We start from the raw sequence: 13,608 nt of genomic DNA on the forward strand, positions 1-13,608 counted from the left end.
TCCTGTCGCATTTCAGCCCTATACTGCCTGCAGCGCAAGAAATGCAGGTGCAGGCATGCCGAAGTTGAGCCCGGCGCGGGCCCGGGACATTTCCTATTCGTGGTCCGCGCAGAGCCCGGCGGGCAGGGCGCTCATCCGATTGATGGAAAACTCGACCGGGCGCCTGCGCCTGATCCGGCGCGCGGCGGGATACGAGGACGAGGTGGGTGCCGGGGCGTGCTTCTTCGATGTCATGGTGGCGCGCTACGGCCTGACCCTCGACGTCGTGTCGGGGAGCCTCGATGCGATCCCGCGACAGGGGCCGGTCATCTTCATCGCCAACCATCCCTATGGCATTCTGGATGGGCTGATGCTGGGTCACATCATGTCGCGGTCGCGGGGGGACTTCAGGATCCTTGCGAACGCCGTCTTCAACCGCGCGCCCGACCTGCATCGCCACCTCCTGCCGATCGACTTTGCCGAGACGCGCGAGGCACTGGCGCTGAACCTCGCCACGCGGCGCTCCGCGCTCGATTACCTCGGCCGGGGCGGGACCATCGGGATCTTTCCCGGCGGCACCGTCAGCACGGCGGCAAGACCGTTTTCAAGGCCCCTCGATCCCGGCTGGCGCGGTTTCACCGCGCGGATGATCGCGAAATCCGATGCCACGGTCGTGCCGGTCTTCTTCGACGGGCAATGCAGTCGCACGTTCCAGATCGCCAGTCACCTGCATTCGACCCTGAGGATGGGCCTGCTGATCAAGGAGTTCCGAAAACGGCTGGATACGCCGGTGCGCGTTTCCATCGGCGCGCCGCTGGGGCGGGAGGTTCTTGACCCCCTGCGCGGCGACACGAAAGCGATGATGGATTTCCTGCGAAAAGCCACATATGAGTTGTCCCCGACGCCGGTTCATGTGCATGAACTGGGGTATGAATTCGAGGAAAGGCATCGCGCCTGAAGGGACGACATGGCGGTTGGCATTTTTGACAGTGGGTTGGGTGGTCTGACCATCTGGCAGGCGGTGCAGGCGCGGCTTCCGGAGGTGGAGTTCACTTATCTTGCCGACAGCGCCCACGCGCCCTACGGCGTGCGAACCGCCGATGACATCTACAACCTGACGACCGCCGCGGTCCAGCGGCTGTTCGATTCCGGCTGCGGCCTGGTCGTGCTGGCCTGCAACACGGCGTCGGCCGCCGCGCTGCGCCGCATGCAGGAATCGTGGGTGCCCACCGACAAGAGGGTGCTGGGTGTTTTCGTCCCGATGATCGAGGCGCTGACCGAACGCCAGTGGGGCGACAACTCGCCGCCGCGCGAGGTGGCGCTGAACCACGTGGCGCTGTTCGCGACCCCCGCGACGGTTTCCAGCCGTGCGTTCCAGCGCGAACTGTCGTTTCGCGCCATCGGTGTCGACGTCGAAGCGCAGGCCTGCGGCGGCGTGGTCGATGCGATCGAGGAGGGGGATTACATCCTTGCGGAGGCGCTGGTGCGAAGCCATGTGGACGCGCTCAAGCGCAAGATGCCGACCCCCCAGGCGGCGATCCTCGGCTGTACCCACTACCCCCTCATGCAGGAGGCGTTTCAGGACGCCCTGGGGCCGGACGTTCAGGTGTTTAGCCAGGCAAATCTCGTGGCCGAAAGCCTGGCGGACTACCTTGACCGGCATCCCGACATGATCGGCGGGGGCGGCAGTGCCTTCCTGACGACAGGCGACCCCAAGCAGGTGAGTTCGCGCGCGACGCAGTTCCTGCGACGACCGATCACATTCACTGCAGCCTGAACCCAAGATATTCCATCCCCTGCAAGAGGGACCACGACATGACCCACAACATCGCCATTCTCGGCGCGTCCGGCTATACCGGTGCTGAACTGGTCCGGCTGATCGCCGGCCATTCCTCGATGAAGATCACGGCTCTTGGCGCCAACTCCAAGGCCGGCCAGACCATGGCGGAGGTATTCCCCCACTTGCGCCATCTGGATCTTCCGGCGCTCGTCACCATCGACGAGATCGATTTTTCCGGCATCGACCTGTGCTTTTGCGCGCTGCCGCACAAGACATCGCAGGAAGTGATCGCGGCGCTGCCGCCCGACCTTAAGGTCGTCGATCTTTCCGCCGACTTCCGGTTGCGCGATCCCGCGGCCTACAAGAAATGGTACGGCAACGACCATGCCGCGCTGGCCCAGCAGGAGGAAGCGGTCTACGGGCTCACCGAGTTCTACCGCGAGGAAATCGCCTCCGCGCGGCTGGTGGCCGGAACGGGCTGCAACGCGGCGACGGGGCAGTTCGCCCTGCGGCCGCTGATCGCCGCCGGGGTGATCGACCTCGACGAGATCATCATGGACCTGAAATGCGCGGTTTCGGGCGCAGGGCGCTCGCTCAAGGAAAACCTGCTGCACGCGGAACTGTCCGAAGGCTATCATGCCTATTCCGTGGGCGGGACACACCGGCACCTGGGAGAGTTCGACCAGGAATTTTCGAAAGTGGCGGGACGGCCCGTGCAGGTTCAGTTCACGCCGCATCTAGTCCCCGCAAACCGCGGGATCCTCGCGACCTGTTACGTCAAGGGTGACGCCCAAGCCATTCTGGATACACTCGAAAAGGCGTATGAGGCAGAGCCTTTCATCAAGGTGCTGCCACTGGGCGAAGCGCCCAGCACGCGTCACATCCGGGGCTCGAACTTCTGCCATATCGGAGTTGTGCGCGACCGGATCGAAGGGCGGGCATTGGTGATTGCGGCGCTCGACAATCTCACGAAAGGGTCAAGCGGGCAGGCGTTGCAGAACGCCAACCTGATGTTAGATATCGAAGAGACGGAGGGGCTGATGATGGCGCCCCTCTTCCCATGAGGATCCGATAGCGCGATGAAAAGCCTGAAAAAGCAGCGTCGAATTCAGGTCATCGCCGTGGCGGTCGTTGCCCTGATCGTCTCCACGGCGCTGATCGGCTACGCGATGCGCGATGGGATCAATTTCTTTCGCGCACCCTCGCAAGTGATGGCGGAGCCGCCTGCGCCCAACGAAGTCTTCCGCATCGGCGGCCTTGTCGAGGCGGGCAGCCTTGTGCGCGGCGATGGCGAAACGGTGCGGTTCAGCGTGACCGATGGCGGGGCGACCGTCCCCGTTACTTTCAGCGGTGTTCTGCCGGATCTGTTCGAGGAGAACCAGGGCATGGTCGGCACCGGGCGCTACGTGAACGGTGTCTTCGAAGCCTCTGAAATCCTTGCGAAACACGACGAAACCTACATGCCGAAGGAAGTTGTGGACGCCCTGAAGGAACAGGGCGTCTACAAGGCGCCGGAGGGCTGAGCAACGCGCGGTCGGCCTCGCTTTCGTTAAGTCTTTCCTGAGCAGTCTTTGCCCCGATCATCGGGCAAGGAGCGGCAGACATGCAGACGGTCAGGCAGATCGCCGAAGCCATCGTGGCACGGGAGGGCGGTTTCGTGGACGACCCCGACGATCCGGGCGGGGCGACCAATTTTGGGGTCACGATCCACACGATGCGGCGGCTGGGGCTGGACCTGAACAGGGATGGCAAGGTCGATGCGGTCGATGTGCGCAGCCTGACGCAGAGGGATGCGGTGGACATCTTCATCCGCCATTACTTCGACCGGCCCCTGATCGGTGACCTGCCGACGATGCTTCAGCCCAGCGTTTTCGACATGTACGTGAACGCGGGGGCGAACGCGATCCGCATCCTTCAGGGGCTGCTGACGCAGATGGGCTATGACGTTGCGGTGGACGGGCTGCTTGGGCCGCAGACCGTCGGCGCGGTCCAGAGCGCGATGCGCCGCGGGGCGGATGCCTTTGTCGATGCTTATGGCATCGCGCGGCGCAACTACTACTTCCGTCTCGCGGACCGTCGCCCGGCGAGCCGCAAGTACGCCCGCAGCAGGGCTGGCGGCAAGGGGGGCTGGATCAAGCGGGCCGAGGAGTTCATTTCGCCGCAGTACCACCTGACCGCCGCGGCATTCCAGCAAAGGATCGCGGCATGGGACTGATCGAGAACATTCTGGGACTGGTCTTTGGCGGCGGGCGCAACGCGCTGCGCGAGACGGTCGAGGTCTTTCGCGAAAACGCAGAGGCCGGGGCGGTACGCGGGGCAGAGGCCCGGAATCAGGCCACGACGCAGTTTGCGGCGGAGTTCGCGCTGGCGCGGCAGGGCCGTTTCGACCGCTTCATGGACGGGTTGAACCGCCTGCCGCGTCCGGCGCTGGCGCTTGGGACGCTGGGCCTGTTCGTGTCCGCGATGGTCGATCCGCTGTGGTTTTCCGAACGCATGCAGGGGATCGCGCTGGTGCCCGAACCCCTGTGGTGGCTGCTTGGCGTCATCGTTTCGTTCTACTTCGGCGCGCGCCACCAGCTGAAGGCCCAGCAATTCCAGCGCGAGATCGCGGGCAGCGTCGTGCGGTTGCCGCAAGTGCTGGACAACATCGGCCAGATCAGGGCGCTGCGTGCCGACAGTCCGCGCGCTGCGGACACGGATGGCGATGCGCGCCTCGCCGTCGCGGCGATCGCGCCAGACGCCAACCCGGCGCTCGAGGTGTGGAAGCGCGGCGCGGCCTGAAGGGCGGGCGGCTGCGACGCTTTGATGCGCCGCGGCCCACAGAAACCCATGGCGGCGGCACGGGCCCGGCCCTATACTCGGGTCATGATCACAGAGCTCGGACATTTCGCCCTGATCCTCGCCTTCGCAGTGGCGATCGTTCAGATGATCGTGCCCCTCGTGGGCGCGCAAAAGCGGTGGCCCGGGTGGATGGCGGTCGCGGAGCCCGCGGCGGGCGCGCAGTTCGCCCTGACGGCGCTGAGTTTCGGCGCGCTGATGTGGGCCTTCATCAACTCCGATTTCTCCCTTCGGCTCGTGGTGCAGAACAGCCATTCCGCGAAACCGCTGCTTTACAAGATCAGCGGCACATGGGGCAATCACGAAGGGTCGATGCTGCTGTGGGTGCTGATCGTCACGCTTTTCGGCGCCATGGCGGCATGGTTCGGCGGCAACCTGCCGCCCACGCTGCGGGCGCGGGTGCTGTCGGTGCAGGCGGCCATCGCGGTCGCGTTCTTCGCGTTCATCATCTTCACCTCCAACCCCTTCCTGCGGTTGGAGACTCCGCCCTTTGACGGTCGTGACCTGAACCCGCTCCTGCAGGATCCGGGTCTCGCCTTTCACCCGCCGTTCCTCTACCTCGGCTACGTGGGGCTAAGCATGGCCTTCAGCTTTGCCGTCGCCGCGCTCATCGAGGGGCGCGTTGACGCCGCATGGGGCCGTTGGGTGCGCCCGTGGACCCTGGCCGCGTGGATCTTCCTGACGATCGGCATCGCCCTGGGATCCTGGTGGGCCTATTACGAACTGGGCTGGGGCGGTTTCTGGTTCTGGGATCCGGTGGAAAACGCAAGCTTCATGCCGTGGCTTCTGGCGGCGGCGCTGCTGCATTCGGCCATCGTGGTCGAGAAACGCGAAAGCCTGAAAAGCTGGACGATCCTGCTGGCCATTCTCGCGTTCGGCTTCTCGTTGATCGGCACCTTCATCGTGCGCTCGGGCCTTCTGACGAGCGTGCATGCCTTCGCCAACGATCCTGAAAGAGGTGTTTTCATCCTCGGTATCATGGCGTTCTTCATGGGTGGGGCGCTGATCCTGTTCACCCTGCGGGCCAGGGTGATGGAGGCCAAGGGTGTCTTCGGCCTCGTCAGCCGCGAGTCCGCGCTGGTGGTGAACAACCTGCTGCTGGCCGTCGCCTGTTTCGTTGTGTTCGTGGGGACGATGTGGCCCCTGCTGGCCGAGATGTTCTTTGACCGCAAACTCAGCGTGGGCCCGCCGTTCTTCAACGCGGCCTTCACGCCGTTCATGGTGCTTCTGGGGCTCATCCTCCCTGTCGGCTCCGTGCTGCCGTGGAAGCGCGCGCGGCTCGGTCGGGCGATCCGCCCGCTGCGCTATGCCTTCGTGCTTGCCCTGGCGGTCGGCGGGCTGGCTTGGGCCATGCAGTCGGGGCGCAGCCTGCTGGGACCGATGGGGCTGTTCCTGGGCGCCTGGCTGATCGCCGGCGTGGTCGTGGAACTGGCGCAGCGCACGGGGCGCGGGGCGGGTCGCCTGGCGCGGCTGCGGCGCCTGCCGCGCGCCGACTGGGGCAAAGCGGTCGCCCACGCGGGGCTGGGCGTGACCATCGCGGGCATCGCGGGGCTCACGGCCTGGACACAGGACGACATCCGCGTCGCGCAGTTGGGCCAGCCGTGGGAGGTTGGCGGCTACACCCTGACGCTGAACGCGGTGAACGACATCCGCGGGCCGAACTACCAGTCGACGCAGGCCGACGTCACCCTGTCGAAGGATGGCAGCGTCATTTCGCAATTGCAGCCGGAAAAGCGTTTCTACCCCGTCGCGCGGATGCCGACCACGGAGGCCGCGATCGACTATAACCTCGCACGCGACGTCTATGTCGTGATCGGGGATCGCCAGCAGAACGGCGGCTGGACCGTGCGCGTCTACATCAAGCCGCTCACGAACTGGATCTGGATCGGCTGTGGGCTGATGGCGCTTGGCGGTCTGCTCAGCCTCAGCGACCGCCGCTTCCGCGTCGCCGCCGGGGCGCGCAAGACCCGCAGGGCAGCGGTGCCGGCGGAATGAAACGGCTGGTCCTGATCCTGATGTTGCTGGCGTCGCCGCTCGCCGCGGTACAGCCGGACGAGATGCTTGACGATCCCGCGCTCGAGGCGCGGGCGCGGGAGCTTTCCAAGGGACTGCGCTGTCTGGTGTGCCGGAACGAGAGCATCGACGAAAGCAACGCGAGCCTGGCCCGTGACTTACGGATCCTGCTGCGCGAAAGGCTCGTGGCCGGTGACAGCGACGAGGAGGCCGTGGATTTCATCGTGCAGCGCTACGGCGAATACGTCCTGCTTCGGCCCGAGGCGACGGGCGCGAACTGGCTGCTTTGGGGGGCGGGCCCGCTGATGCTGCTGGTCGCGGGCGGCGTGGGCTTTGCCTATGTCCGCGGCCGGTCGCGGGCGCCTCGCGCGGAGGAGGCCGCGCTTACCGCCGATGAACGGGCGCGGCTGCGCGAGATTCTCGAGGACTGACGTGCGGTTTCGCTGGCCCGCCCGGTGTGCTTTGCTATCAAGGAGCAAACGCTGCAAGGGAAGGAACCGGACACATGGAATATCAGACGATCACCTACGCGGTGGCGGATGACATCGCCACGATCACGCTCAATCGCGCCGACAAGATGAACGCGCTGACCACGCAGATGCGGGCGGAAATCACCCATGCAGCTACACAGGGCGGCAAGGAAGCGCGGGTCGTGGTCATCACCGGCGCGGGCAAGGCCTTCTGTTCGGGGCAGGATCTGGGTGACGGCCCTTCTGCCGCATCGCTGGATCTGGAGCGTACCCTGCGCGACGAATATGCGCCCATGCTGCGTGCGATCGTCAACTGTCCGGTGCCGACCATCGCCGCGGTGAACGGCCCCGCGGCGGGGGCGGGTGCCAATCTGGCGCTGGCCTGCGACGTGGTTTTCGCTGCCGAAAGCGCGTACTTCATGCAGGCGTTCACGCGGATCGGGCTGATTCCGGATGCGGGGGGCACCTACGTTCTGCCGCGCAGCATGGGCACGGCCAAGGCGATGGGCGCGGCCCTGTTCGCTGACAAGATCAGCGCGCGGCAGGCGGACGACTGGGGCATGATCTGGTCGGCGGTCCCGGATGCGGATTTTGCCACCCGTTGGAAGGAAAGCGCCGCCCAGCTCGCGAAGGGGCCGACCGCCGCCTATGCAGCGGCCAAGCAGGCCATCCGCGGGGGCTGGGACCACAGCTTCGAGGATCAGCTGACCCAGGAGGCGGAACTTCAGGGGCAGTGCGGCAATACCCGCGACTTCAAGGAGGGGGTGCTTGCCTTCATCGAGAAGCGCAAGCCGACATTCGAAGGGCGCTGACCGGCGCGTCGGGGCGGCGGCTCAGGTCGTCCGCTCCACCAACAACACATCTTCCTTGCTGGGCGCGGGACCGTTGGCGCTGGCCACGACCGCGACGGCCACGCCGTCGGCCAGTACCGTGTGGACCGAACCGGATACCTGCCGGATGGTGATTTCCGGTGGCGTCTGGCCCTTGTCGTAGACCACGGCGATCTGATCGCTGTCGCGCAGGCTGTCGGGCACGAGCGCGCCATGCGGGCCGGGCTCCGACCGCGCTCCGGTCGGCAGGAGGCTGGCCGCGCGGTCCCAGCGCAAGTGTCCCCGCGCGGGTCGGTCGGAATGGCAATCTGACATCTCAGGCTCCGCTGATGGAGGGGGGCAGGGCGCGGTGCGCGTTACGGCGGCGGGCAGGGAAGGCTTGCGTGGCAGCAAGGTCCAATTGCGTTTTAGGGGCCGCGCCGGCAAGCACCAGCAGGATCGACCCGCAGATGAACCATAGCGTCATGGTGCCTCCCGCGTCCAATTCAGTCGAGGTTAGCGGGGCTTCGGAAAGCTGGTCAAGCAACTCGACGCATTGTGCGGCCTGTCGAAACAATGCCTTAATTTTGCCGTTTTCCGGGCGGCGGTGTTTCGACTTGTGAAAAGGACTTTGAAACAGTCAGGCCGCGTTTTCCCCTTTGGTGCAGGGTTGGATCAAACGACTGACTTGATTCGAGGATTCCGGGCCCGGTGCCACCTACACGCCAGGGTTGCCATGTCGAACCCCGTTGCGACCTGCGCTGGATGGGTTGTTGACGCTGGGGCAACAAAAGAAAACGCCCCGCGGAACGGGGCGTTTCGGCGCATCTGTCTTTCGACTCAGCGGTTTTCGATATCGACGTAGTCGCGCTCGGTCTGGCCGAGATAGAGCTGCCGCGGACGGCCGATCTTGAGCTGCGGATCGCTGATCTGCTCCTTCCACTGGGAGATCCATCCGACGGTGCGCGCCACGGCGAAGATCGGCGTGAACATCGAGGTGGGGAACCCCATCGCTTCGAGAATGATGCCTGAGTAGAAGTCGACGTTGGGAAACAGCTTCTTCTCCGCGAAATACGGATCGTCGAGAGCCTGCTTCTCCAGTTCCTTGGCGACCTGCAGGATCGGGTTGTCCTCGATCCCCAGCAATTCCAGCACCTCGTCGGCGCTTTCCTTCATGACGGTCGCGCGCGGGTCGAAGTTTTTGTAGACCCGGTGGCCAAAGCCCATCAGGCGGAAGGGATCGTTCTTGTCCTTGGCGCGGGCGATGTACTCGGGGATCTGATCGGGCGTGCCGATTTCCTTGAGCATTTCCAGGCAGGCCTGGTTGGCGCCGCCATGCGCCGGGCCCCAGAGGCAGGCAATGCCCGCCGCGATGCAGGCAAAGGGGTTGGCGCCCGAGGACGACGCAAGACGCACGGTGGACGTCGATGCGTTCTGCTCGTGGTCCGCATGCAGGGTAAAGATCCGGTCCATGGCGCGCGCCAGGATCGGATCCACGTGATATTCCTCCGCCGGGACCGAGAAACACATGCGCAGGAAGTTCGACGCGTAGTCCAGATCGTTGCGCGGATAGACGAAGGGCTGACCGATCGAATACTTGTAGGCCCATGCGGCGATCGTCGGCATCTTGGCGATCAGCCGGATCGACGCGACTTCACGCTGCCAGGGATCGGTGATGTCCGTGCTGTCGTGGTAGAAGGCCGACATCGCACCGACGACACCCACCATGACGGCCATAGGGTGCGCGTCACGGCGGAAGCCGCGGAAGAAGTTCATCATCTGCTCGTGCAGCATCGTGTGGTTGGTCACACGGCTTTCGAAATCTTCCAGCTCCGCCGGGGAGGGCAGTTCGCCGTAAAGCAGGACGTAGCAGACCTCGAGGTAGTGGGACTTCGCTGCCAGCTGGTCGATGGGATAGCCACGGTGCAGCAGCACGCCGGCGTCCCCGTCGATATAGGTGATGGTGCTGTCGCACGCCGCGGTCGAGGTGAAGCCGGGGTCATACGTAAAGACGTTCGCCTGCGCGTAGAGCTTGCGGATGTCGACAACGTCGGGACCGGCGGTGGGCGAGAAAATCGGCAGCTCGTAGTCTTTGCCGTCGATGGTCAGCTTTGCGGATTTCGTACTTTCAGTCATGCGGTCCCTTCCAATTGCATTGGCACCAGGGCCTTCTGCCCTGCGCCGCGGCATGGCCCAGCCAGTGGGCCCGCCGGTGTGTTATCGCGTCCAGTGTTGCCAAGTAATTAACCTTGTTCACGCCGCCGCATCTGTCAGTCGGGCGATGGTCTCATCACGTCCCAACACGAGCATCATGTCAAAAACGGATGGGGTGACCGTGCGCCCAGCCAGGGCAGCCCGAAGGGGCCCCGCGAGTTTGCCGAACTTGGTGTCATGTGCGGCCGCAAAGCCGTTCATTACCTCCTCCAGCGTTTCCTTGTTCCAGCTAGCATCTTGCAGGTGCGGCGTCAATTCCGCGAGCAATCCGCAGGCGTCGGGAGACAACGCCCCAAGCGCCTTCTCGTCCGCCGCGACGGGCCTCGAAGTCAGCACGAAATGTGCCTTTTCAAGGAGTTCGGGCAATGTCTTCGCCCGCTCCTTGAGACAGTACATCGCCCGCTCCAATCCGGCAGCCTGGGCGTCATCCAGCGCAGGCAGGTGGGCTGCGGCAAGGTATCCCTCGCATTCCTGCCGCAGCGCGGCATCCTCGGCCACCGCGATATGCTGACCGCAGATGTTCTCGAGCTTCTTCAGGTCGAACTGCGCCGGGCTCTTGCGGATACCGTCGAGGTCGAACCACTCGCGCGCCTGCGCGTCGGTGAAGAATTCGTCGTCACCGTGGCTCCACCCCAGGCGGGCGAGGTAGTTTCGCATGCCCGCAGCCGGATATCCCATGGCCTGATATTCCTGCGCCCCGAGCGCGCCGTGCCGCTTTGACAGCTTCTTGCCGTCCGGTCCGTGGATCAGGGGGATATGGGCCCAGACCGGCACGTTCCAGCCCATCGCCTCGTAGATCATCATCTGGCGCGCGGCGTTGTTCAGGTGGTCGTCCCCCCGGATCACATGGGTCACGCCCATGTCGTGATCGTCCACCACCACCGCCAGCATGTAGACCGGTGTGCCATCCGAACGTAACAGCACCATGTCATCGAGTTGCGCATTCGAGATGGTGACGTCCCCCTGCACACGGTCGCGGATCACGGTCTCGCCGTCCTGGGGGGCCTTGATGCGAATGACGTAAGGGGCATCCGGATGTGTCGACGGGTCGGCATCGCGCCAGGGCGACTGGTAGAGGGTGCTGCGCCCCTCGGCCTTGGCGGCCTCGCGGAAGGCGGTGATTTCTTCCTGCGTGGCAAAGCACTTGTAAGCCTTGCCGGCATCCAGCAGGTCGCGCGCGACCTCGGCATGACGGGGGGCGTTCTCGAACTGGCTCACGATATCTCCGTCGTGATCCAGACCGAGCCACGAAAGGCCCTGCAGAATCGCGTCGGTCGCCTCCGGCGTCGAGCGGGCACGGTCGGTGTCTTCGATCCGCAGCAGGAACCGGCCGCCGTTTCCCCGCGCGTAAAGCCAGTTGAAAAGCGCCGTTCTGGCTCCGCCGATGTGCAGGAAGCCGGTAGGCGATGGGGCGAAGCGGGTGACGACATCGGCGGACATTGGATATTTCCTAACAAGGTCTTACGTTTTGCGGATCGCGTTAACCTGATGTTCATCACGCGCCCGCTAGGTTGCCGCCTGTCTATCCAGTGCGGTGCGCGGGGGCAAGCATGGGCCTGTCAGGACGGTTCGGCGATGGCGTGGCCGCGATGTTGCTGGCACAGCGCGGCGGTTTGATCTGTTGGGTGCCGGTCTGCCTGGCGATCGGGATCGGGACATATTTCTCGCTGGCGGTGGAGCCCGGTGTTTCGATGCTCGTCGGCTTGGCGGTGGTGGCACTGGCGCTGACGGTGGCGGCGCGCCGTTTGCCCGAACCTGTCGCGCCCCTGGGCTTTGCGATCGCTCTTTGCATATGTGGCGTGGTGCTGGCTGCGGTGCGTGCGCACGGCGTGGCGGGGCCGGTGCTGGCCTGGCGCTACTACGGCCCGGTGGAGGGGCGGATCATCGCCATCGACCGCAGCCAGTCCGACGCGCTCAGGCTCACCCTCGACCGGGTCCGGCTGCACGGCGTGCGCCCCGACCGCACGCCCGATCGGGTGCGCCTGTCGCTGCACGGCGACGCGGGCATTGCGCCGGAACCGGGGCTGCGTGTCATGACAACGGCGCACCTGTCGCCACCTTCGGGGCCGGTCGAACCGGGCGGTTTCGATTTTCAACGCCACGCCTGGTTCGAACGGCTTGGGGCGGTGGGCTACACGCGCGTGCCGCTTCTGGGCGTGGCACGGGCGCAGGAAGGGCAGGCGGGCCTCGCCGTATTTCGCATCCGTATGGCGGCCTCCGCGCGCATCCAGGAGGTGCTGCCGGGCGACATCGGCGGGTTTGCCGCCGCCATCACGACGGGTGACCGCAGCGCCATCGGCCGCGACGCGCTGGAGGATCTGCGCGCCAGCAATCTTGCGCATCTGCTGGCGATATCGGGCCTGCACATGGGGCTCCTCAGCGCCGTGGTGCTGAGCACGCTGCGGCTGCTGCTGACACTGCACCCGGTCACCGCGTTGCACTGGCCCACGCGGGGGATCGCCGCCTGCGGCGCGCTGATCGCGGCGACGGGATACCTCGCGCTGTCGGGAGGCAACGTCGCGACGGAGCGGGCCTACATCATGGTTGCGGTCGCCTTGGGTGCGCTGATGATCGGCCGGCGCGCGATTTCGCTGCGGGCGGTGGCCGTCGCGGCGACCCTCGTGCTGATCCTGCGGCCCGAAGCCCTGACCGGCCCCGGTTTCCAGATGTCGTTCGCCGCGACGACGGCCCTTGTCGCCGTCTTCGGCTGGTTGCGCGGGGTCGATATGGCCTGGCTACCGCGATGGTTGAAGCCCGCTTTTGCCGTCGTCGTCTCCTCCGCCGTGGCGGGCCTGGCGACCGCGCCGATCGCGGCGGCCCATTTCAACACCATCGCGCACTACGGCCTGATCGCGAATCTGGTGTCGGTCCCGCTCATGGGCGTGCTCATCATCCCCGCCGCCGTTATGGCGCTGCTGCTTGCCCCCTTTGGCGCGGAGGCGGTCGCACTGACGGTCATGGGGGGCGGGCTGCGCTGGATCCTCGGCGTGGCACATTGGATCGCCGGGCTGGAGGGCGCTCGCGGTCACGTGGTGGGACCGGGGGAATGGGTGATTCCACTCCTCGTGCTGGGGTTCCTGGTGCTGATCCTCTGGCGCGGGCGGCTTCGCCTTGCCGGTCCGCCAATCATGGTGCTGTCGCTCTGGATGTGGCTCGGGGCGGAACGGCCCGTGGTCCTCGTGGCGGACAGCGGCGCGCTGGTCGGCGTGATGACGCCGCAGGGCCGGGCATTGAGCCGGGAAAGGACGGCGGGCTTCGTTGCCCGCAACTGGCTGGAGAACGACGGGGACGGGGCCGAGCAGTGGACCGCCGCGGGGCGTTGGCCATCGGACCCCGACGTCATCCATCTCAGCGGCAAGCGCCGCGTTGCTGCGTTTGACGGCTGCCGTCCGGGGCAGATCGTGGTGACGAACGTGTCCGCGGCCGCGCTGCGGGGTGCCCCTTGCGAGGTGTTCGACCCGAGCGGCTGAAACATACCGGCGCGCTGGCGCTGACGCCCGCCGCA

At 65.7% G+C, this 13,608-nt stretch carries 14 protein-coding genes; 10 read left to right on the forward strand and 4 right to left on the reverse strand.

What is annotated here, in order from left to right; translation table 11 throughout:
- Positions 1 to 55: 55 nt before the first annotated feature.
- From BOO69_RS06855 to BOO69_RS06895, 9 genes are all read left to right on the forward strand, one after another.
- The gene (locus BOO69_RS06855) at positions 56 to 937 is read left to right on the forward strand and encodes a lysophospholipid acyltransferase family protein (protein ID WP_071971491.1); all 882 of its coding nucleotides are present in this window, start codon (positions 56 to 58) and stop codon (positions 935 to 937) included.
- A gap of 9 nt (positions 938 to 946) precedes the next feature.
- Entirely contained in the window at positions 947 to 1,756 is an 810-nt protein-coding gene (locus BOO69_RS06860) for a glutamate racemase (RefSeq protein ID WP_071971493.1), read from the forward strand.
- Positions 1,757 to 1,794: 38 nt separating this feature from the next.
- Entirely contained in the window at positions 1,795 to 2,823 is a 1,029-nt protein-coding gene (gene argC / locus BOO69_RS06865) for an N-acetyl-gamma-glutamyl-phosphate reductase (RefSeq protein ID WP_071971495.1), read from the forward strand.
- Between the two features lie 15 nt (positions 2,824 to 2,838).
- Entirely contained in the window at positions 2,839 to 3,282 is a 444-nt protein-coding gene (gene ccmE, locus BOO69_RS06870) for a cytochrome c maturation protein CcmE (protein ID WP_071971497.1), read from the forward strand.
- 80 nt (positions 3,283 to 3,362) lie between these two features.
- A complete protein-coding gene (locus BOO69_RS06875; RefSeq protein WP_071971498.1) occupies positions 3,363 to 3,974 on the forward strand; it encodes a holin-associated N-acetylmuramidase in 612 nt (203 codons plus the stop codon).
- The gene (locus BOO69_RS06880) at positions 3,965 to 4,540 is read left to right on the forward strand and encodes a holin family protein (RefSeq protein WP_071971499.1); all 576 of its coding nucleotides are present in this window, start codon (positions 3,965 to 3,967) and stop codon (positions 4,538 to 4,540) included. Before BOO69_RS06875 ends, BOO69_RS06880 begins: the two co-directional genes overlap by 10 nt.
- A gap of 84 nt (positions 4,541 to 4,624) precedes the next feature.
- A complete protein-coding gene (locus BOO69_RS06885) occupies positions 4,625 to 6,592 on the forward strand; it encodes a heme lyase CcmF/NrfE family subunit (RefSeq protein WP_071973695.1) in 1,968 nt (655 codons plus the stop codon).
- Entirely contained in the window at positions 6,589 to 7,041 is a 453-nt protein-coding gene (locus BOO69_RS06890; RefSeq protein WP_071971500.1) for a cytochrome c-type biogenesis protein, read from the forward strand. The genes BOO69_RS06885 and BOO69_RS06890 overlap by 4 nt, the downstream gene beginning before the upstream one ends.
- A gap of 74 nt (positions 7,042 to 7,115) precedes the next feature.
- Positions 7,116 to 7,892, forward strand: coding sequence for an enoyl-CoA hydratase-related protein (locus tag BOO69_RS06895; protein WP_071971501.1), 777 nt, complete (start codon positions 7,116 to 7,118; stop codon positions 7,890 to 7,892).
- Positions 7,893 to 7,913: 21 nt separating this feature from the next.
- On the opposite strand, the gene BOO69_RS06900 is transcribed toward BOO69_RS06895, so the two are convergent.
- The 4 genes from BOO69_RS06900 to gltX form a co-directional block, all read right to left on the reverse strand.
- Positions 7,914 to 8,186, reverse strand: coding sequence for a hypothetical protein (locus tag BOO69_RS06900; RefSeq protein ID WP_237267583.1), 273 nt, complete (start codon positions 8,184 to 8,186; stop codon positions 7,914 to 7,916).
- A 40-nt stretch (positions 8,187 to 8,226) separates the two neighbouring features.
- Entirely contained in the window at positions 8,227 to 8,376 is a 150-nt protein-coding gene (locus tag BOO69_RS22995; RefSeq protein ID WP_156874878.1) for a hypothetical protein, read from the reverse strand.
- Between the two features lie 353 nt (positions 8,377 to 8,729).
- The gene (gene gltA, locus BOO69_RS06910) at positions 8,730 to 10,025 is read right to left on the reverse strand and encodes a citrate synthase (protein WP_071971504.1); all 1,296 of its coding nucleotides are present in this window, start codon (positions 10,023 to 10,025) and stop codon (positions 8,730 to 8,732) included.
- A gap of 117 nt (positions 10,026 to 10,142) precedes the next feature.
- Positions 10,143 to 11,543, reverse strand: a complete 1,401-nt coding sequence (gene gltX / locus BOO69_RS06915) for a glutamate--tRNA ligase (RefSeq protein ID WP_071971505.1) — start codon at positions 11,541 to 11,543, stop codon at positions 10,143 to 10,145.
- 110 nt (positions 11,544 to 11,653) lie between these two features.
- Here gltX and BOO69_RS06920 point away from each other — a divergent pair, with 110 nt between their 5' ends.
- Positions 11,654 to 13,573 (forward strand): ComEC/Rec2 family competence protein, encoded by a 1,920-nt coding sequence (locus BOO69_RS06920; RefSeq protein ID WP_335743936.1) that lies wholly within the window; start codon positions 11,654 to 11,656, stop codon positions 13,571 to 13,573.
- Positions 13,574 to 13,608 lie beyond the last annotated feature (35 nt).

The organism is Sulfitobacter alexandrii (genome assembly GCF_001886735.1).
GTDB classification, from domain to species: Bacteria; Pseudomonadota; Alphaproteobacteria; order Rhodobacterales; family Rhodobacteraceae; genus Sulfitobacter; species Sulfitobacter alexandrii.

Excerpts from the sequence above, each read along its gene's own strand:
- BOO69_RS06855 (WP_071971491.1), top strand. The coding sequence starts at position 56 with ATGCCGAAGTTGAGCCCGGCGCGGGCCCGGGACATTTCCTATTCGTGG.
- BOO69_RS06860 (WP_071971493.1), top strand. The coding sequence starts at position 947 with ATGGCGGTTGGCATTTTTGACAGTGGGTTGGGTGGTCTGACCATCTGG.
- argC (WP_071971495.1), top strand. The coding sequence starts at position 1,795 with ATGACCCACAACATCGCCATTCTCGGCGCGTCCGGCTATACCGGTGCT.
- ccmE (WP_071971497.1), top strand. The coding sequence starts at position 2,839 with ATGAAAAGCCTGAAAAAGCAGCGTCGAATTCAGGTCATCGCCGTGGCG.
- BOO69_RS06875 (WP_071971498.1), top strand. The coding sequence starts at position 3,363 with ATGCAGACGGTCAGGCAGATCGCCGAAGCCATCGTGGCACGGGAGGGC.
- BOO69_RS06880 (WP_071971499.1), top strand. The coding sequence starts at position 3,965 with ATGGGACTGATCGAGAACATTCTGGGACTGGTCTTTGGCGGCGGGCGC.
- BOO69_RS06885 (WP_071973695.1), top strand. The coding sequence starts at position 4,625 with ATGATCACAGAGCTCGGACATTTCGCCCTGATCCTCGCCTTCGCAGTG.
- BOO69_RS06890 (WP_071971500.1), top strand. The coding sequence starts at position 6,589 with ATGAAACGGCTGGTCCTGATCCTGATGTTGCTGGCGTCGCCGCTCGCC.
- BOO69_RS06895 (WP_071971501.1), top strand. The coding sequence starts at position 7,116 with ATGGAATATCAGACGATCACCTACGCGGTGGCGGATGACATCGCCACG.
- BOO69_RS22995 (WP_156874878.1), bottom strand. The coding sequence starts at position 8,376 with ATGACGCTATGGTTCATCTGCGGGTCGATCCTGCTGGTGCTTGCCGGC.
- gltA (WP_071971504.1), bottom strand. The coding sequence starts at position 10,025 with ATGACTGAAAGTACGAAATCCGCAAAGCTGACCATCGACGGCAAAGAC.
- gltX (WP_071971505.1), bottom strand. The coding sequence starts at position 11,543 with ATGTCCGCCGATGTCGTCACCCGCTTCGCCCCATCGCCTACCGGCTTC.
- BOO69_RS06920 (WP_335743936.1), top strand. The coding sequence starts at position 11,654 with ATGGGCCTGTCAGGACGGTTCGGCGATGGCGTGGCCGCGATGTTGCTG.